The organism is Waltera sp. (assembly GCF_046969025.1).
Taxonomy (GTDB): Bacteria; Bacillota; Clostridia; order Lachnospirales; family Lachnospiraceae; genus Acetatifactor; species Acetatifactor acetigignens.
The window spans coordinates 51408-70005 of the sequence record NZ_JBKVQF010000011.1 but is presented as its reverse complement, the minus strand read 5'-3'; the positions used below and the strand labels follow the sequence as shown (position 1 = coordinate 70005).

Genomic DNA, 18598 nt, shown 5'->3' with positions numbered 1-18598 from the left:
TCTGGAATCCTTTCCGCTTTACATTTTACATAGAGAAAAGAGCCCGGCTGCAAAGCCGAGCCCTCTTCCTATTGCTATGTTAGATGCTCTAACTATTTGATTACTGTAACAGAGACAGTACGCCCTGGTTGGACTGGTTAGCCTGAGCCAACATTGCCTGACCTGCCTGAGACAGGATGTTGTTGTTGGAGTACTTAACCATCTCAGTAGCCATATCTGTATCACGGATAGCAGATTCAGCACTTGTGGTGTTCTCTACAACGTTATCCAGGTTGCTGATGGTGTGCTCCAATCTGTTCTGAACAGCACCGAGAGCAGATCTCTGAGTAGATACCTTCTGGATAGCTTCCTTAATGGTCTCGACAGCATTATCTGCATTGGTAGACGTAGCTCCGTCTACTCTTAAGCCGTTTACACCAAGACCCTTAGCGGACATTGCATCCAGATTCAGTTCAATCTTATTGTTGGAAGTAGCATCGGCACCAACATGCAGGGAAAGTTTCAAGCTTCCAACCTGATCCTGAGCGGTCTGAATATTTTTAGCAGGATCTACTTTTGCCACATTACCAAACTCATCATATAAAGTCTTGTCCTTCAGCTGGGTCGTGGTAATAGTTCCATTAGTATCTGTAGTGCTTGTAAAATAATTGCTCAATGCATTCTCAGAAAGCTTGTTGCCATCCTTGTCATAGTATGCAGCATGTGTTCCTGTAGCAGCCTTATTTACAGCCTTGGAATCCAAAGTCAAAGTATCGGACAGTGCAACGGTACCATTGGTATTATCGTTTCCGGCAGAAGCTCTCAGAGTGATGCCCGTGGCAACGCCATCCTTAGATACTTTACCATCTTTGTCAACATCGTAGCCATCAATAGCAATTGCAACATTACCGCCTGTTAATCCTGCTGCGATAGTCACTCTTGCGCCACTCTTCTGCAAAGTTTTCAGTAATTCATTCTGAGCTGCTGCCGCTTTATCATCTGCAGGAGCTTCTGCATTTACGGTAATCTTAGAACCAGTGTTAGATCCTGTAGAAGTTATATTCTTTTGTCCGTCAAATGTAGCTGCTGCGGCTGTAGCCTTACCATAAGAATAGCTGTAACCCTTAACAGCATCCTTGTCACCCTTCAGCAGGTAGGTCTCGTTGAACTTGGTTGTCTCAGCAACACGATCGATTTCGGTGGTCAGCTGATCGATTTCGTTCTGGATGTAAGTTCTGTCGTTCTCGGAATTGGTTCCGTTGGAAGCCTTAACAGCCAGCTCGTTCATTCTCTGCAGCATGTCCTGAACTTCGTTCAGTGCACCTTCAGCGGTCTGTACAGTGGAGATACCGTCTTCTGCGTTAGCGGAAGCCTGTGTCAGTCCTCTGATCTGTTTTCTCATTTTTTCACTGATGGATAATCCTGCTGCATCATCTGCTGCACGGTTGATCTTGTAACCGGAAGACAGCTTCTCAGTTGACTTTGCCTGAGAGCTCTGAGTCAAACCTAACATTCTGTTAGAGTTCATAGCGGTAAGATTGTGTTGTACTACCATAATATATTCCTCCTTGAATTGACGAGCGCTTCCCTGCGCTCCGTTATTTGCTTTGGCAATGTCAGCTTCAAGTTCGCACATCCTGTCACTTTCATCGCCATTGTCTTCCGTCTCTTGGGCGTGCGAAACCTTTAATTCAGAAGAATGGTTAGGTAAGCAATTGTTTCATTTGCTTTACTTGATAAGTATATCGGAGAGGTTTTTAGAAACTTAACCCCTTTTTGCAAAAAATGTTGACTTTTTTATTTTGCTAAGATATATTATATAAAAAGGAAGCAGTTTTTTACCACTTGTTTACTTTGTATTCTTGAGTGGGGTACTTGCTTCCTTTTTTATTTCCACCAAATCATATAAATACAATTTTCCGTCTTGTGTCCTATTTACTACCAGCCTCCCCTTGTAAACATTATATTCCTCTGTCTTTCTATTGTTATCATAAACTGGTAGCGCAAATCTGACCGTATAATAGTTCCAGCCACCTTTTGCGTCTTTCTTATGTTTACTCTTCTTATTTTCACTATGTATTTTATTGGCAGCTGATTCTACCAGTTCTCGGATTCCTTGTGCTGCATTTGCCTTGGCTTTTGCCCGTGCTCCCCTTATATGTTCTGAATACTTTGAGCCCGTATACTCATCTACGAATTTAGTTCCTATTTCTATTTTTTCTTTCGTTTGTTTATTCTCAATTATTTCACCAAGGTACTTCTTTAGGTATTCTTTTACTGCATCCCAGTCAATGTCCTGTTTATTCCAAAATATAATATCCGGTATTATAACAATAGCATTACCTTGTTCATCTCTTACTACTTTTACTTCACTCATATGTTTTCCTTTCAGTATTACTCTTTCCAATCAGAAAGTATTTTTATCATTCTATTACCTTCTCATCCAGTGAAATCAATGGTGATACACCTAAAATTTTTTTGATTTGAATTAAGATTTGGTCTGTCTGTCAGAATTGATATTCTGTGAATTCACAATAGCATATTGTTACCGATAAATCAATCATAATTTGTGCAGTACGCCCTGACTACTCTGATTGGCCTGGGTCAGCATGGATTGTCCTGCCTAGCCATTAATCCCCTCAATTGCCAAAGTAAATTCCGGTCGATCTATCCCCAAAGCTGAAGTTACTTCGGCAAATTCTCAAGCGGAAGTTACTCTTGAAATTTTTACATCTTCGGCTTATTTCATGCTACAACGGGGATCTAAGAATCTCTTGCTGTTTCAAATATTCATCTTGTACAAGTGGAAATTTGTAAGGGAAATTTAGGGACAAAGACGTATACGCAAAAACATTTTTGAAATTATAGGTCCCTGTCTGATATTCAGGCAGGGACTGTATTTTAGATTATCCAGACTGGTACGATATAATTGTCTCTGTCAATCGCACTAAGTCCCGGTTTCATGCAGATAACTGCGCCCTTCGCACGAGGCGTTGATGCCTTGTCGAGTAATTCAAATACCTTTACCAGCTCTGTTCCGGGATTTGCAGTTTTCTTAATCTCAATCGGATTCAATATTCCATCATGTTCCAGGACAATATCAATCTCCCTGGCATCTTTATCACGATAATAGTACAAATACGGCTCTTTTCCACAATTCAGGTAGGTTTTCCGAATTTCCGTGACCACGTAATTTTCCAAAATGGCCCCGTTCATAGCACCGCATTCTAACGTTTCCGCACTGCTCCATTTCGTCAGGTAACACACCAGACCCGTATCGTAGAAATACAGTTTGGGCGTTTTCACAAGGCGCTTCAACAAATTATTAGAATACGGATGAAGATAAAAAATAATTCCCAGCGTTTCCAGAATTGTCAGCCAATCCTTCGCCTGCGTCTGATTGATATCTGCATCTCTGGCAATCTCTGCTGCATTAACCATCTGCCCACATCTTGCTGCCACCGCAGTAATAAACCGAAGGAACTTAAGCGAATCTATGGCATCCGATAATTCTCTTACATCCCGCTCAATATAAGTAGACAGATAACTGCTGTAAAAAAGCTGACTGTTACTGTTAATACCGCTTACGATCGCAGGCATGGAGCCTTGATAAATCCGTTCAAAGATCTCTCTTGCATCAGCTTGCTCTCTCTCTTTCTGCCTCTCGTTTAAATCCTCCAGATCTACCGTAAACGGTTTCATCGTTCCTCCGGATATCTCTGCCTGTGACAGGGATGTAAGTGAAAGTACTGCCACTCTTCCTGCCAGTGACTCCTGTACTCCCTGCATCAATTTGAACACCTGTGATCCCGTAAGCCAAAATGCTCCCGGCTCATGGTTTTTATCTACATTTATCTTGATATAAGTAAACAGTTCCGGTGCATATTGAACCTCATCAATCAATACAGGTGGTTTATGCAGTTGCAGAAACAGTTCCGGATCGGTCTTTGCAATATTTCTTTCGTTTAAATCATCCAGTGTTACATATCCCCGCTCCGTTCCCTCCATCAGTTTTTGGAGCATTGTCGTCTTTCCTACCTGTCTCGGTCCCGTTACCAGGAGTACCGGATATTCCCTGGTTACCTGTCTTACTACATTCTCCAGATTTCTTTTGATATAACTCATAAAAGTCCCTCTTTCGGCTAATCTTTTTTATGATTATATTTTAGCCGGATTGCTTTAAAATATCAAGCATTTTCCGGCTAATCTATACTCTAATTATATTTTAGCCGAAACCACATTTTTATTCTTTCACATTGATTCCGTCATAAAAAAGGGAAGCCGATATCTCTGTCAGCTCCCCTTCATCTGTTGTATTTACTTTTTATTGTCGTACATCTGCGGTGCTACGTATCCTGCTCCGCTCATGCTCTTGTAATAGTCATAAGCACTTTTGGCGTTTTTCCGTCTCTGTCCAATTCCGGCACGTTCCTTCGCAAAATAGCTCTCGATCAGCTTTTTGTTCCGGGCCTCCTGAGCCTGTACAGTCACACTGAGTTCTGTCACCCTGTTGACCTTCTTCTGAAGTTCCCGGATCTGTGCTGCGTAGCGTTCTCTGTTGCCTTCCAGTTCCCTTGCCAGCTTCTCATACATGATTTCAAAGCCTTCATCCAGATGAACCACCTCATCAATAAGCCGCTGTTTTTCCTCCACAGCATCGTCGAACAGGCTCATATCCACCTCTTCCGCGGAAAAGATCTCTTCCTGACGTTTGTTATATTCCCGGATCTTCTGCAATACTTCCAGCTTCTTGTCCAGGCTCTCTGACAAAATGGTAAGCTGATTCTCCATCAGTCATTTCCTTTCTTTGCTCCCGCCTTCATGACTTCTTTCCAGTTGTCACGGATAGCGTGCAGGTGGGTATTGATCTCTTCGAGGATTTCCTTATCTTTTTTGACATTGGCTTCTACCAGACGTCTCTCAAGATAAGTGTAGATGTTGTCAAAGTCCTTGGAGACTTCGTATTTCATGTCCAGCGTGGAATGCAGATATCCAATGATATTCTGCACCTTGCGGATATTTTCATGTGCCTTGGGTACATCGGATTTCTCCACAGCCATCTCTGCAATATTGCAGAACTTGATAGCTCCGTCATAGAGCATCAATGTCAGTTCTGCCGGAGAAGCAGTCAGAACCTTGCTGTTATTATACTGTGCATAAGCACCGGGTAATGCCATATCATGATCCTCCTAACAAGCTGGTCACCGCGCTGGAATTGCTCTGCAGCTTTGCCAGTGCCGTCTCCATTTTGGAGAACTTGGAATACCACTTGTCTTCATAATCGTTCAGCTTATCTTCCAAGTCTTTGATCTTGCTTGTATAATCATCATAATCCGATTTCATCTTTTTGTCATCATAAAAATTACCGTAGGTACGATAACCTTCTACAGACTTGGAGAGATCGCTCATTTTAGTATATAAATTCTTGAACATTCCAGAGAAAAAGCTTACGACCGTATCGGGATCACTGCTGATCATACTCTTAAGCTTGTCTGCATTACCGGAGGTGCTGGAGTCATCTGCATCTCCATCAATGTGGTAGGCATTCTTCTCATTCTCCGCTGCGGTAAAGTAGCTCAAAGTCTCAATACCGAAATCGCTGAGATACATGTTCTTGCCGTTTACTTCCACACTGCCTGCCATGATTTCTTTTAAGGCAGAGCTTACGGTAGACAGATTGCTGTCTCTGCGGAGCAGGGCATCCTTAATCTTGGTCTCATACTTCTCTACTTCGGTATCGGACATGGCATCCTTCTCATCGTCGGTCAGAGGCTCATATCCTCTGGCGGAATCCGCATTATAAAGCTTGTCCATCTCGTTGATCAGGGTATTATATTCCTTCAGGAAGCTCTTGATCATATCGTAGATACCATCTACGTCATCCTGTGTGGTCAGGGTGATCTCTTCATCTGCTCCGGTCTCTTTCAGTGCTGTAATGGTCAGACCATTGATGGAAAATACATTGGAGTTGCTGGTATACTCTGTGTTGTTCAGTGTGATCACAGAATCCTGCCCTTTGATATAGTTGGCATCTGTAATACCCAGCCCCTTCAGCAGGTCATCGGCACCGGTTCCGGTTGCCGTAATAGAGAAATTACCGGCATCGCCGGAGTCCTTTGCACTGATATAGAATCTCTGCTGGGTGGTATCGAAGTTTGCATTCAGTCCGGCTTCCTTCAATTTGGACAGTACATCAGAGATCGTGGTATCTTTGGTAATATTCAGGTCTACGCTTGTATCACCGCTCTGGATTTTAAGCGTTGTATCGTCTCCGGTGGTAATGCCGGCCACGGTGCTGCCATCACTGCCCTTGATCCCCAGATCAGACAATTTTGTCAATGCATTCAGCTTGGTATCCGCAGTGACATTATCCTTCAAGGTCAGCTTGCCACCGGTCATATAGGCGGTCTTGGCCAGCTGTGATACCTTGAGGTTCTGTACACCGGTCATTGCGCCATCACCGGTGATGACACTGACTGCATTGCTGTCGGATACTTTGGTCACTCTCTTGCTATATGCGGATTCAAAACGCATATTATTAACAAACTTGGACTGCAGATTTTTAATCTTGGTATTCAGCTCTTTCCATGCGGTCTGCTTCCATTCCTGTTTGGTCTGTGCCTTTTTCGCATCGTCCACCTTGGTCTGCTTCGCAGACACCAGCTGCTGGATAATGCTCTCTGTGTCCATACCGGAGATCAGTCCGGATAATCTCATTGTTGATGATGCCATATTGGTATCCTCCTATCTCTTCTCGTCCACCAGGATGCCTGCCATCTCCCATACTTTGGCGATCATGTCCAAAGTCTTCTCAGGTGGAAGCTCTTTGATGACTTTCTTGGTATCCTTGTCTATGATTTTGATCGTGATGCGGTTTGTCGCCTCATGAATACCGAAAACAGCTTCTGAATGGGACATCATGTTCTTATTCAGCTTCTCTACTGCTTTCTTGATCTGCTCGTTGGTCACCTGCTGTTGCTGTTCGCTATTAGCATCGGCAGAAGTATTATTCTGATCCTTGCTCTGCGCATTTTCAACAACTGCGGTGGTCTGGTCAAGTTTATCTGCTGCTTTTACATTGGCAGGATTGTATTCTGAGGGATTCTCCTCTGTAGTTACTTTTGTCGCAGTGTTCCTGGCAGCGGCTGTATTCTGTGCCTGCACTGTCATGACACTGGAAATCGGTTCTATGGTCATAATGGTCACCTCCGTGTGATAAAAAGCGCCTTCCGTGGGCGCACGACCTTGCTTCTCTAAGGACTGTATCGGTAAATTCTCCCGAAAAATTAATAGAAGATGCAAAAATTTGCACCTCCTATGCCTAATTTCCTATTTTTCTATTTTCTAATTCCAATACAGGTTCATATTCTCTGTAACGCTTTCTTCTGACAGTTGAAATCGAGTCTTTACTTTCTCAGCCGTAGTATTATAATCCGCCCCCAATTCAATGCATGTTATGATCAATGCCTTAATACCACTCTGCCGTTCCTCCTGTCTTCCTTCTTGTCTCCCTTCGCGCTTTCCCATCCTTACATATTGCTCAAATAATTCACACATAGTGATCTCATCCTCCTCTCTGATATTCATTTCCTTTAAAATAGCAGATTCTGTTGTGGAATCCTCTTCACCGGATAATACATTGATCATTCTGATCAATGCCGCTTTGTGTACCACCTTCTGGTCGGAACGAAGATTATTGCCCTCTGCCAGATAATCCAGCACAATTCTCATATCGCTGTGAAATCTCTCCCGCACCTCTTGGGGCAGGTAACGCATTTCCCAGATATGTACCCTAATATCATCCACATATTTTCGAAGTTCTTCCGGCACTTTTCCACAACATAATTCATGGATTCCCGGTTGCTTCTCCCAGTGCTCCCTTCCCCAGTAAAGTATCATTTCTATAATGGGATACATGTCCATCACTTTGCCTTCGTACTGCTCCCGATATCCTCCGCCGGTATAACCCGCTTTACGCAACACCATTTTGACATCCGGTGCCGACTGATTGGCGATCATATATTGTGCCCTGATCCGTTCCCCTGCCATCTCGTATTTCACCACATCCTGTAACTGGTTTCGCAGCCTGTTTTCTCCGCTCGTATAAATACTTTCCGTCGGTGCCGGCAACAGATTTTCTTTGGTCACAACAAGCTTTCCATTATGCAGCAACGCATTAATAATGTCTGCAGCAACATCTGGAAATGTCTCGAAATTCTTTGTAACAAGGTCGTTTTTCTCTCTGTTTTCCCTCATTTTTTCTCCCTTAAGCACACTAAACTTACCTAAGCAGGAAAAACTGAAACCGTTCCATGCACTATTTCCCTTTCCGCCTGCTTATGTTTTGTCATTTTGTTTGAATTCTTGGCGAAAAGCCCGAAATACACACAAAAGATATTGTCAGAAATTGTCATAAAGAATTCTTTAGATGTTGTAACTATAGCATAACCCTATCGTCTTTTCAAGTTCTTTTTTCCGAAGGTGTATCAATGCGTATATTTACAGTTTTAGGAAAATGTGCCCTTATTTTTCAACAATGGATAAAAGCTCCGGATTTATGTATCCGGAGCCTCTTTCGTTTCCTATTTTTATTTATTTTTACCCCAACAGGTTCTTCAGTGCTGCCATACCTTCGGCATCCACAGCGGCCTTGTTGGCCTCCTGGATCTGGAGGTAGACTTCCTTGCGGTAGATGGGCACTTCCTTGGGTGCGGTGATGCCGATCTTGACCTGATCACCTTTGACCTCCAGAACGGTGATCTCGATATCGTTGTTGATGACGATTGCTTCGTTCTTCTTACGGGACAATGCCAGCATCTTACTCACCCGCCTTTCCGGATTTCAGGATGTCGTATACCGGATATTTTACCGGGTATTTATCTCCCTCAAGGATGATCTGGCAGGCCTTGCGTTCTTCCACGTTGATCACAAAAGGTCCCTGCAGATTCACCGTCATCTTCGTCAGGTCGGCAGGCACCGTCACAGTGACCATGACCAGAATATTCTCCGGGGTAAGATTGCCCACACCGGTAAGCAGCTCGTCATCCACCTCCGGATCATATTCCGGATGGACTACCAGCGGATCCATGACCGGCATGGCGAATCCGGGTTCTTCCAGAGACTGTAAATAGCGGATTCCTACGTTGCTGCCCTTCTCCTCATCGTGGAGCATGGTAAAATGCTTCAGTTCCGGAAATCCGATAATACCTTTGTCAAAAGTGATGATCTTGTCATCCGCAATCTCAACTTCTCCAAAAAATTTTGTATTGATCTTCATAAAATACCTACGCCTTTCCGTAACCCGTTGTTCTAGATGAAATTCAACAGTGTGGTCTGCATTACTTTACCGGTAGCCATCAGTGCCGCTTCATAGGTCATTTCCGCACTCTTCAGATCAATGGCGGTCTCGGTAACATCGATATCCTCGTTTTCACTCTTTAAGGTCTCAAAGGTGGTCTTCTGGCTCTTCATGCGGTTATCGATCAGTTCCAGTTTGCTGCTTCTGGTACCGCAGTTGGTAACGCACAGGTTGGCATCATCCAGATATCCCTGGAACGTAGTAATGCCGCTTTCGAACATCTTCTGGCATTTGTCCTTGGCCAGAGTCAGTGCTTTTTCTACTGCTTCCATCTGCTTCGTCAGGGTCTCTGCATCCGTACCGGTAGCAGTCTCCTGCAGTCCCTCGATCTTGGTCTTCACATTCTCCAGATCCACTACATCCTGCATGGCCTGTACCAGATCGTCCACCGTACGTCCGATACCGTGCTGGAAGCACTCATCTGCAGTGGAATTCACCTGAATGGTCTGGTTGAAGCCTACATCATATTCGATGACCTGTTTTGCCGCATCACCCTTGAGGTATTCCTGATTATATTTCGTTACTTTCTGATCCGCATCCGTACTGGTACATGCAAAATAATGCTCAGGTCTCAGATCACCTTTGACCCAATGATCCTTCTGGTAGGTCACACGGATCTCGCCTTCGTTCTTGCCAGAAGTGGACGGATCGTCCTTGCAGGACATCAGCTTTTCATAACGGTTCTTACCAAGCAGGACCTCACCGGTATCCGGTACATAGATCAGTGCATCATCATCCTTTGCTGCCATAGAATAAGGATCCGCGGTAGAGGAGACCGTCTGGAACATCTTGGAATCCCATGTCGTCATATCCTTTTTATAGGCACCGTTTGCATCTTTCTCCCAGAAAGAAATCGAAGGTTTCGCATCCACATCTCTGCAGTCATCATAAGCCAGCCGGATACGATACACATCTATGGAGCTGACTGAATTTTCCGTAATATCCTTGTAGTCCTGATTCTGATCATTATAGTTATTCGCCGTAATATCCAGCAGTTTTCCGGTATTCACCTTTGTCAGCTGTGTGATGGAGCTGTTGTCCAGCTGCTCGGTGATCTCATATTTCGTATTGTATTCTTTATCAAAACTCAGAGAAGTATCGGTACGATATCCGGTAAACACATAACGGCCCGCATAGTCTGCATCGCCGGTGCTGTACACTTCATCTCCCAGGGCTTTCAGCTGTTCCAGAATGATCTGGCGGTCTGCGGATTTCAGATCTCCGTTAGATGCCTTGGTGCACTGGTTGATCATATTCGTGATGATCTCTGTCAGGTTCTTCAGTGCATCCTCGGTTACGTCCAGCCAGCTCTCCGCATCCGGAATGTTCTTGCTGTAATACTGCGTCACCTCGGTCACATTGCTGCGTAAACGCAGGGCACGGATGGATACCACAGGATCATCGGAAGGACGGCTGACCTTCTTCTGGGTAGACATCTGGGTGCTCAGCTTATCCTGATATACTTTGTTCGTATTGATATTGGACAGATTATTACGCTGCATGATCTTGTTCGTAATTCTCATTTTCTCCGTAACTATTCAGGATTCTAAAAATCAGAATAACTGGTACGTTATGCTTGCATATAAGTAACAGTTTTCTGATTCGAATGGTGACTCGAATAGAGTCACCACACACGTGAGCAAAATTAGCTGCGTAGCAGCGAGAAAGCACGGATACGTGCGTTTTTGCGAACATATGTGGGAATCCGAATAGCTGCCTCCTTTCTAGTTTAGACTCCGGTCTCCAGAATCAGTCTGTCATAAATCTCCGTCAGTGTCTGGATCATCTTGGATGCCAGATTATATCCATTCTGGTATTTTACCAGATTCACAGCTTCTTCATCCTCATCCACACCGGAGATGGAGATTCTCTGGTTGTCGATGGTATTGGAAATGTCTTTAAAGCTTGCATAGAAAGTATTGGCTCTGGAAGCATTCAATGCCACATCCGATAAGATACACTGTAAAAATTCGGAAGCATTACATCCGCGGAAGCTCATCTTGCTCTTATCTGTGGCAAGATTCTTCAGATCGTTCAGCAGGTCATTCTGTTCCACACCGTCAGATGCATTTTTTCGGTTTGCCATCAGGCTGGGATCCTGCTCCATGGCATCCAGAATATCGAAATTCTCCGCTGTCAGACGATAGTAGCTGTCATCGTTGACTTTTACCGTAACTTTACTGTTTTTCTTCTCCTGCTTGTCATATCTCTTGGCTGCATCATCCAACAGGAACTGCTCACTGCTGGTTGCCTTATTGCCGGTGAACATCTTCACGCCGGGATCTCCGTTTCCGCTGTAGCCGGAGGTGAGAATATCGTTGAATTTCTGAGAGAAGGTACGGATCCACTCATTCATCTGGTTCATGTAATAAGGGATGCCCTGATAGGACAGGTCGGTACCGATCTCTGCCTTTTTCCCTACACGGTCATTGGTAATTCCCCGGGGATTCTTCTCACTGTCCGATAAGGTAAAAGTATACGTATAAGTGGCGTTGCCGTTCGCATCATATTCGCAGGTATATTCCCAGGAATCATAATAGAATTCCTGATTGCCCAGATCGATGATACCGCCCTGATCCGACAGATTACATTTATTCAGGTCCTGCAGATAAGCCTTGGTTACTTTTACGGTTACGGTATCGTGGGTCTTGCCGTCTGCCGTGGTCGTCGTGCCGGTGGCGGTCACCTGTCCGGTGAAATTCTCGCCGTTGTTACCGTCACGCATCTGGATCAGTCCCGCCAGATCACCGCCCATGGATGCATTGTACAAGTTGAACTTCTGCCCGTCCGCCCAGTAGACTTCATAGAGACCGTCGATATCGGTCTGGTTTACTTTCTCATAGGAGGTTCTTGCCACACATTCGAGACCGTTGTAATCACTGCCGTCTACCAGCATCTGGCCTCCGGCGATCTTGACCATGTATCTGTTGGCTCCAGTCTCACGGTTCTCGTTGTTGGCATCGATGATCGGAGTCTCCTTGACTTCCACATCCACGATCTTGGATAATTCATCGATCAGCAGGGTTCTGCGGTCACGCAGCTCATTGGCCTTTGTTCCAGCCAGTTCAATGGTGTTGATCTGTTTATTCAGGGAGGCGATCTCACCGGCAAGGGAATTGATCTGATCCACCTTCAGTTTAATCTCTTGGTTGATATCCTTCTGTACTTTTTCCAGATTGCCCGCCATACCGTTGAAATACTCTGTCAAAGCTCCGGCATAGCCTACGAACTGGGATTTGGCTGTGGCACTGTTAGGATCTTTTAAAAGAGCCTGCATACCGGTGATCATCAGCTGATCGAAGATAGTCTTGAATCCGGTACTCTTGCCGTCATCGTCAAAATAGGTCTCCAGCTGCTGCATGTAGTACTGCTTCATATCGTACTCACCCAGCTGTGCGTTGTTGTCCCAGAATCTTCCGTCATAGAATTCATCCCGTACACGCTCAATGGCCAGAGTCTCTACACCGGCACCGGCACAGCCATAGGTCTGGAACACCCGCAGCGCATTGGCGGCCTGTTGTGTCACCTGTTGTCTGCTGTAGCCTTCCGTCTGTACATTGGCGATATTATTGGAAGTGGTATTCATGGCAGCATTACTGGCCAGAAGTCCCGTATATGCAATATTTAATCCAAAAAACTGTGAGGGCATAACTTACCTCCTATTTCTTACACATTACACACCCAGCGTGGAAAGAATGTGGTCCAGCATTTCACTGATCACGTTGATATAACGGCTGGATGCGTTGTATGCGTTCTGGAACTTGATCATGTTGGACAATTCCTCGTCTGTGGAAACACCGATGACCTGCTCTCTGGCACTCTGTGTAGCCTCCACAGTGGTGACCTGATTCTCATAAATACTCCGGAATACATAGCCGGAATTGGATACCTGCGATACCAGGTCGGTATAATAATCTACAAAAGTAGTCTTTTTCTGTACATTAGGATTCAGCGTGTAGGCTTCCTCGGTAAATGCCGCTTTCAAAGCATCTGCGGTCTCCTTATCCTCGGAACCGTCTGCCAAACGGAATCCAAGCTTGGAAGGCTCCTTCGTCAGCGCCGGATTTACCTGAAGATTGCCGATGGTATACAGGCTCTCAGGGCTTTCCGGATCTTCATCCTTCATAATCCAATACTCTGTTACACCGTCTTCTCCGATCACCTTCTCATAGCCATCCGTTGTGACCTTGGTAAACAGCTGGATGGGACTGCCATCCTCCATGCGCATATAGCCATTCGGATCCGAGACACAATAGCGGACATTGGGGCGTGTAGTACCATCTGCAAGTTTCAGATCTCCGGTCTGTACTCCTGCAGCCTTCGCCAGAATATCGTTCACCTTCGTCACCACATTGTGGATCATCTGGTCGAACTCACCCTGAATATTCATGACAACGGACTGGGAGACACTGTCGTATTTTCCTTCCGCCAGATCTGTATAATTGGCTCTGTGATCACCTCTGGCCAGAAGCATTGCCTTCAGGCCGCCGATATCTGTGTTCAGGTCGGAAGAAATCTCCACGGAGAGATCAAATACCTCTGCGCCGTCAATATTATAATCTCTGGTGCCGTCAGCTCTGACGGTGTAGGTGGCATCCTGCGGCCAGAACGGAGTGTAGAAGCCGGTGGCTTCATCCGTCTTCAGAGCGATCTCATAACAGGTTCCGTCCTTTACGAAATCCACGCCCTCGATCTGTACGGATACACTGCCGTATCGATCTTCGGAAAAGGTCATGTTGGTCAGCTCTGCCAGTTCATCCAGAATCTGATTTCTCGCGTCTCTCAGGTCGTTGGCATGTTCAATGCCGCCACTCTCAATGGCACGGATCTGATCGTTCAGCGTTAATAACTGGTTGCCGTATTTATTGATTTTATCTACATTCTGCTTAATCTGTGTGTTCAGGTTGTTCTGGTAGGAGCTCAATCCGCTGTATACTGCTCCGGCTCTCTGTACGAATTCCGTCGCTCTCTGCACCAGCATGCCCTGTGTTACAGAACTGCTGGGATCCTTGGAAAGCTCCTGAATAGCGGTCCAGAAGTCTGTCATGGTGGTCTGGAATGCCTCGCCGTTCAATTCTCCCAGCTGGCTCTCTACCTCTTCCATGACTTCTGTGGACACTTCATAGAACATACTACGTCCGGATTCCTTGCGGTATGTCTTGTCCAGGAAATAATCTCTGACCTGTTTTACGCGGGAATATGTGACACCCAGACCTGTCTGTTTGTTGGAAATAGACTTAGGGTCTGTCGATAATGTGACATAAGCTCTGTTAGACTGCTGTACCTGTTGTCTGGTATAGCCGGTGGTGTCCACATTAGAAAGATTATGCGCTGTGGTATTCAGCGCATTCTGACTTGTCTGTAATCCGGACGAACCTATATATAAACTACCCATTAATGGCATAAACTTTCACCTCTGTATCAGGGGATCCTCAGATCCCCGGGATCCGGTCTTACTGCTTGGCATCGAATCCATGGTCAATGACCCCCATGGTATTGCCTGCATTGTAAGCTCCCCGGTTGTAATTCGCTGTCTCGGGTGCAGCCTTGGATGCCTGGAGGAGATTCATCTCGAATTCCACCATCTCCAGCGCGCTGTTTAACAGTTCACTGTTCTGCTCGTTCACGCGCTTCAGTCCCCGGACCGCTGCCTGTAATCTGTCGTGGGAATCCGCCAGTGCCTGCTGTTCCGCAGGCCGTGCAGATAACATAGTGATCAGATTCGGCAATTTCAAGTCGTTAACATCCCTGTTCAATACATCGGCTATGTCCGCAGTCACTCCCGCTCTCTGCTTGTCCAGATTGTGGATCCTGCTGACCAGCTCCTGCTCCTCGTCCGTGATCTTTTGTAACTCTGCAAGATCACCACCTGCAATAATCGGTGTCTTGCGCTGTGATAGCTGAAGCAGAGCTTCGTACTCCGTACTCTCTCTGTCCAGTACATCTATCAGGTTTTCCATTAAACTAGCCAAGGAACTACCTCATTTCTTCCTGCTTTTGAAGCAGCTTCTCCGCAAAGCTTGCATTATCCACTCCATAAGTACCGTTCTGGATTCTTGCTTTAATGGGAGCCGTTAACTCTTCCCTGATGTCAGGTGCTGCTGCCACTGCTGCCTTAGCGGTCTGGAAATCCTTGCCCTGGCTGCTGATCTGCAGTCTGTCCGTGTGTGACGCTGTCTGAGTCTTCTGAGTTCTGCTGACCTTCTGTGACTGATACAGCTGCTGTACCTGTGTATACGCTTCAATACGCATGTCGACTCCTCCTTCCCGAATGTCTTTTGATGTTTCACAATATGTATCGGACGGATTTGCAATTACTTTAGCCCTCATGGAAAAAAAGTAACGATCCGGACCGCCTGCAGGGGAACGTCCGAATCGTCACAAAATCTGTCAATATGCATTTTCGTTGCGGATCTCATCGTCTACCCGCCGTACCCGGTAGGTCTTGTCTCCCACCGTCACGGCGGTCACCGTATCGTCGTGGGCATACAATCCTTCTTCCACATAAGAAAATTTTTCCGGTGTCCTGCCATCTTCCAGGATCTGGATCAAAGCCTCCACCCTGGGGCCATGCAGTGGATTGCATTCTCCGATGCAGGTGATCTCATCCTTCAGCACGCAGTCCATGGATTCTGTGCTGACACCATCAAAAGACAATATCATAATATCTCCTGCCGCCAGATTGCTGCCGACCCTTTTTCCCGCCGCCCGGATCGCTTCCATGGCGCCAAAGGCCTCATTGTCGTTTTCGCAATAGACCACATTGATATTGTCGTATTTTTTCAGGAAAGCTTCCATGACTTCCTTCCCCTTGGCCTGGGTAAATTCTCCCGATACCTGGTCTAACAGATCCCAACCGTATTTTGCCGCGCCCTGCTCCAATCCTCTGGTACGTCCGATCTGGGCGGAAGCTCCGATATTTCCCTGAATATTTACAATATGAAGATCCTCCGGTGCAATTCCCTTGCTGATGGAAAAGGAATTCAGCCACTCCGACATTTTCAGGCCTTCCAGTTCAAAGTCCGAACCCACGAAGCAGGTGAACAGACTGTCATCCTCCACATCCACCTTACGGTCCACGATGACCACCGGGATCCCGGCATCCTTTGCTTCCCTGAGCACCGTGTCCCATCCGGTCTCCGTCACCGGTGCCAGCACGATGTAGTCCACCTCCTGCTGGATAAAGGTTCGGATGGCCCGGATCTGGTTGGCCTGCTTCTGCTGACCATCCTCGAAGATCAGGTCGTACCCGGCCTCTTTTGTAAAGGTACTTTTCATGGACTCCGTGTTGGCACTGCGCCAGTCGGATTCCGCTCCCACCTGGGAAAATCCCACCACAATACGGTCTGTCTGTGTATCCTCTGGTGTTGCAATATCCTCCGCAGTGCTTTGTCTGTCGCCGCATCCTGCAAGCAGGATTCCCAGCCCCAGCAGCAGACCCGCCATCCATCGTCTTCCTGTTCTGCATTTCTTCATATCTGTAATGTCATCCTGTTCTGTCATACTTCCCGCCCGGAAATCGCTCTGTCATTCTCTCATTTTCCGGCAGGTTCTTTCTCTGTATGAAAATACGCCACAGAGCTCTCCAGTTCCCCGGAGATCTGTTTCATTTTATCACAGTTTGCGCCCACTGTCTGTATCTGTGTCAGGATTTCCTCAATGTTTGCATTCACCTGCTGGTTGTTGGCAGCATTTTCCTCACTGATAGCACTGAGGCTGCCGATATTGCCCAGAATATCCTCTTTCTGCTGTGACAGACGTCCGGTCTCTCCGGCGATCTTGCGGATCTCTTCCGCAGAATGTCTGATACTTTGCTCTAACTGCTGATACTGCTCTCTGGTTGCAATAATGTGATCCTGTTCCTCCCGGATGATATCCTTTACCACATCCGCCTGTTCCACAGTCTCACCGGATTTCTCCATAATGCCCTGGGCCAGATTTTTGATCTGCTCGGCACCGGCAGCGCTCTGCTCCGACAGTTTGCGGATCTCTTCCGCCACCACGGCAAAGCCTCTGCCCGCCTCTCCGGCTCTGGCGGCCTCGATGGAGGCATTCAGACTTAACAGATTGGTCTGTCCGGAAATGGAGAAGATCAGAGCTACCGCCTCATCGATCTTTTCGATATAATCGTTGGTCTCATGAATCTTCGCTGTAATGGTATTCACGGATTCCACAGAACGATTGCTGCCGGTCATGATCTTTTCCATGCCTTCCCCCGCCTTTTTGCTGTTGTCCTGTATTTCTTCCGAATCCTTCTGCAGCTGTCCGGCACTGACACTGATGTCATTGACCGCCTCTCCGATCTCATCCATACGGTCACTGATATTCTGCACATTTTCCGCCATTTCCTCCGCTGCGGAAGACAGCTGCTCCATCGCCTGACTGATCTGTCCAGCCTGTTCTGTGGTGGCATCGCTTCCCTCTGCCACCTGCCGTACACTGTTTAGAAGTTCTCCGGATACCTCCTGTACACCGCCGATGACCTGTGCCAGATTCCGCTGCATCTGTGAGGTATTCTGTAACAGATTACGGATCTCCCGGACAATACTGTCGGATTCTTTTCTGGCACTCAGATCACCTTCCGCCAGGGCATCCACCCTGCTGCCGGTCTCTTTCATCTTGCCCGACAGTGCTCTGCTCAGGAAAAAGCAGATAACACCAAACAGGATCACCATGCCCACTGCGCAGACCATGAATACAACCTCGATCTCCCACAGGGCATCGGTGATCTCATTTTTCCGTTCCGCCGCAAAAGCCACTGCAGTGATCTGTCCGTTATTCATAATCGGGATATAATAACCATAATAAGTATTTCCCTCAATCACTACATTTTTATCATAATATCCCTCCGTCCCAAGATCCTGATCCATGGGGATTTCACGGATACGATAGTCATTTTCATTTTTAATGGATGTGGTAGCCGGAATGCCGTCTGCAAGAATGGCCATCTCCAGGCCTTCTTCCTTCAGGCTGTCCAGGTACTCATAATAACCGCTGGCATTCATTGCCGTGATCTCATTTTCCTTACAGTATTTTGCCAGATTATCCGCAGTTACATGCAGTGTGGTCTGCACACTGCCTTCCAGATTCGTTCTGGTCAGACGTAAAGATGTGGTACTGAGGATCACTGTTGCCAAAACTACCGGTGCCAGTGCCAGCAGCATCAACAACAGGAACAGGCTGCATCCCTGCTTTTTCAGAGTTTTCTGCTTTTTTACCTTCGTTTTTTTCATAACTTCTACCCCCTGATATTCGGTGGAT

Annotated in this window: 17 protein-coding genes; all 17 read right to left on the bottom strand. The window is 46.3% G+C overall.

What is annotated here, in order from left to right:
• Positions 1 to 100 precede the first annotated feature (100 nt).
• Positions 101 to 1534 carry a flagellin gene (locus ACLTOH_RS07985; RefSeq protein ID WP_412223865.1) on the bottom strand — a complete coding sequence of 478 codons (1434 nt, stop codon included), beginning with the start codon at positions 1532 to 1534 and terminating at the stop codon, positions 101 to 103.
• Positions 1535 to 1828: 294 nt separating this feature from the next.
• Entirely contained in the window at positions 1829 to 2356 is a 528-nt protein-coding gene (locus ACLTOH_RS07980; protein ID WP_412223864.1) for a hypothetical protein, read from the bottom strand.
• Between the two features lie 524 nt (positions 2357 to 2880).
• Positions 2881 to 4104, bottom strand: coding sequence for an ATP-binding protein (locus ACLTOH_RS07975; RefSeq protein ID WP_412223862.1), 1224 nt, complete (start codon positions 4102 to 4104; stop codon positions 2881 to 2883).
• Between the two features lie 192 nt (positions 4105 to 4296).
• Positions 4297 to 4770: a flagellar protein FliT gene (locus ACLTOH_RS07970; RefSeq protein ID WP_262593861.1), complete on the bottom strand. Its 474-nt coding sequence runs from the start codon at positions 4768 to 4770 to the stop codon at positions 4297 to 4299.
• On the bottom strand, positions 4770 to 5156 hold the full coding sequence (gene fliS, locus ACLTOH_RS07965; RefSeq protein ID WP_178049957.1) for a flagellar export chaperone FliS: 387 nt from the start codon (positions 5154 to 5156) through the stop codon (positions 4770 to 4772). Before fliS ends, ACLTOH_RS07970 begins: the two co-directional genes overlap by 1 nt.
• Before the next feature lies 1 nt (position 5157).
• Positions 5158 to 6711 (bottom strand): flagellar filament capping protein FliD, encoded by a 1554-nt coding sequence (gene fliD / locus ACLTOH_RS07960; RefSeq protein WP_412223861.1) that lies wholly within the window; start codon positions 6709 to 6711, stop codon positions 5158 to 5160.
• Positions 6712 to 6723: 12 nt separating this feature from the next.
• Positions 6724 to 7281 carry a flagellar protein FlaG gene (locus ACLTOH_RS07955; RefSeq protein WP_412223859.1) on the bottom strand — a complete coding sequence of 186 codons (558 nt, stop codon included), beginning with the start codon at positions 7279 to 7281 and terminating at the stop codon, positions 6724 to 6726.
• A gap of 42 nt (positions 7282 to 7323) precedes the next feature.
• The gene (locus ACLTOH_RS07950) at positions 7324 to 8235 is read right to left on the bottom strand and encodes a hypothetical protein (RefSeq protein ID WP_337545120.1); all 912 of its coding nucleotides are present in this window, start codon (positions 8233 to 8235) and stop codon (positions 7324 to 7326) included.
• Between the two features lie 342 nt (positions 8236 to 8577).
• On the bottom strand, positions 8578 to 8796 hold the full coding sequence (csrA, locus tag ACLTOH_RS07945) for a carbon storage regulator CsrA (protein WP_117464631.1): 219 nt from the start codon (positions 8794 to 8796) through the stop codon (positions 8578 to 8580).
• 1 nt (position 8797) lies between these two features.
• Positions 8798 to 9256, bottom strand: coding sequence for a flagellar assembly protein FliW (fliW, locus tag ACLTOH_RS07940; protein ID WP_337415101.1), 459 nt, complete (start codon positions 9254 to 9256; stop codon positions 8798 to 8800).
• A gap of 32 nt (positions 9257 to 9288) precedes the next feature.
• Positions 9289 to 10860 carry a flagellar hook-associated protein FlgL gene (flgL, locus tag ACLTOH_RS07935; RefSeq protein WP_412223857.1) on the bottom strand — a complete coding sequence of 524 codons (1572 nt, stop codon included), beginning with the start codon at positions 10858 to 10860 and terminating at the stop codon, positions 9289 to 9291.
• Positions 10861 to 11066: 206 nt separating this feature from the next.
• On the bottom strand, positions 11067 to 12986 hold the full coding sequence (gene flgK / locus ACLTOH_RS07930) for a flagellar hook-associated protein FlgK (protein WP_412223855.1): 1920 nt from the start codon (positions 12984 to 12986) through the stop codon (positions 11067 to 11069).
• 24 nt (positions 12987 to 13010) lie between these two features.
• Positions 13011 to 14741 (bottom strand): flagellar hook-associated protein FlgK, encoded by a 1731-nt coding sequence (flgK, locus tag ACLTOH_RS07925; RefSeq protein ID WP_412223853.1) that lies wholly within the window; start codon positions 14739 to 14741, stop codon positions 13011 to 13013.
• A gap of 49 nt (positions 14742 to 14790) precedes the next feature.
• Positions 14791 to 15309: a flagellar protein FlgN gene (locus ACLTOH_RS07920; RefSeq protein ID WP_022312250.1), complete on the bottom strand. Its 519-nt coding sequence runs from the start codon at positions 15307 to 15309 to the stop codon at positions 14791 to 14793.
• Between the two features lie 4 nt (positions 15310 to 15313).
• Complete coding sequence (gene flgM, locus ACLTOH_RS07915) at positions 15314 to 15589, bottom strand: flagellar biosynthesis anti-sigma factor FlgM (RefSeq protein WP_022312249.1); 276 nt, start codon at positions 15587 to 15589, stop codon at positions 15314 to 15316.
• 138 nt (positions 15590 to 15727) lie between these two features.
• Positions 15728 to 16840, bottom strand: coding sequence for an ABC transporter substrate-binding protein (locus ACLTOH_RS07910; RefSeq protein WP_227064350.1), 1113 nt, complete (start codon positions 16838 to 16840; stop codon positions 15728 to 15730).
• 32 nt (positions 16841 to 16872) lie between these two features.
• Positions 16873 to 18570, bottom strand: coding sequence for a methyl-accepting chemotaxis protein (locus tag ACLTOH_RS07905; protein WP_148446514.1), 1698 nt, complete (start codon positions 18568 to 18570; stop codon positions 16873 to 16875).
• Between the last annotated feature and the right edge of the window lie 28 nt (positions 18571 to 18598).

What these genes read in the sequence shown, in the direction of transcription:
- ACLTOH_RS07985 (WP_412223865.1), bottom strand. Translation starts at nt 1,534, where the DNA reads ATGGTAGTACAACACAATCTTACCGCTATGAACTCTAACAGAATGTTA.
- ACLTOH_RS07980 (WP_412223864.1), bottom strand. Translation starts at nt 2,356, where the DNA reads ATGAGTGAAGTAAAAGTAGTAAGAGATGAACAAGGTAATGCTATTGTT.
- ACLTOH_RS07975 (WP_412223862.1), bottom strand. Translation starts at nt 4,104, where the DNA reads ATGAGTTATATCAAAAGAAATCTGGAGAATGTAGTAAGACAGGTAACC.
- ACLTOH_RS07970 (WP_262593861.1), bottom strand. Translation starts at nt 4,770, where the DNA reads ATGGAGAATCAGCTTACCATTTTGTCAGAGAGCCTGGACAAGAAGCTG.
- fliS (WP_178049957.1), bottom strand. Translation starts at nt 5,156, where the DNA reads ATGGCATTACCCGGTGCTTATGCACAGTATAATAACAGCAAGGTTCTG.
- fliD (WP_412223861.1), bottom strand. Translation starts at nt 6,711, where the DNA reads ATGGCATCATCAACAATGAGATTATCCGGACTGATCTCCGGTATGGAC.
- ACLTOH_RS07950 (WP_337545120.1), bottom strand. Translation starts at nt 8,235, where the DNA reads ATGAGGGAAAACAGAGAGAAAAACGACCTTGTTACAAAGAATTTCGAG.
- csrA (WP_117464631.1), bottom strand. Translation starts at nt 8,796, where the DNA reads ATGCTGGCATTGTCCCGTAAGAAGAACGAAGCAATCGTCATCAACAAC.
- fliW (WP_337415101.1), bottom strand. Translation starts at nt 9,256, where the DNA reads ATGAAGATCAATACAAAATTTTTTGGAGAAGTTGAGATTGCGGATGAC.
- flgL (WP_412223857.1), bottom strand. Translation starts at nt 10,860, where the DNA reads ATGAGAATTACGAACAAGATCATGCAGCGTAATAATCTGTCCAATATC.
- flgK (WP_412223855.1), bottom strand. Translation starts at nt 12,986, where the DNA reads ATGCCCTCACAGTTTTTTGGATTAAATATTGCATATACGGGACTTCTG.
- flgK (WP_412223853.1), bottom strand. Translation starts at nt 14,741, where the DNA reads ATGCCATTAATGGGTAGTTTATATATAGGTTCGTCCGGATTACAGACA.
- flgM (WP_022312249.1), bottom strand. Translation starts at nt 15,589, where the DNA reads ATGCGTATTGAAGCGTATACACAGGTACAGCAGCTGTATCAGTCACAG.
- ACLTOH_RS07910 (WP_227064350.1), bottom strand. Translation starts at nt 16,840, where the DNA reads ATGACAGAACAGGATGACATTACAGATATGAAGAAATGCAGAACAGGA.
- ACLTOH_RS07905 (WP_148446514.1), bottom strand. Translation starts at nt 18,570, where the DNA reads ATGAAAAAAACGAAGGTAAAAAAGCAGAAAACTCTGAAAAAGCAGGGA.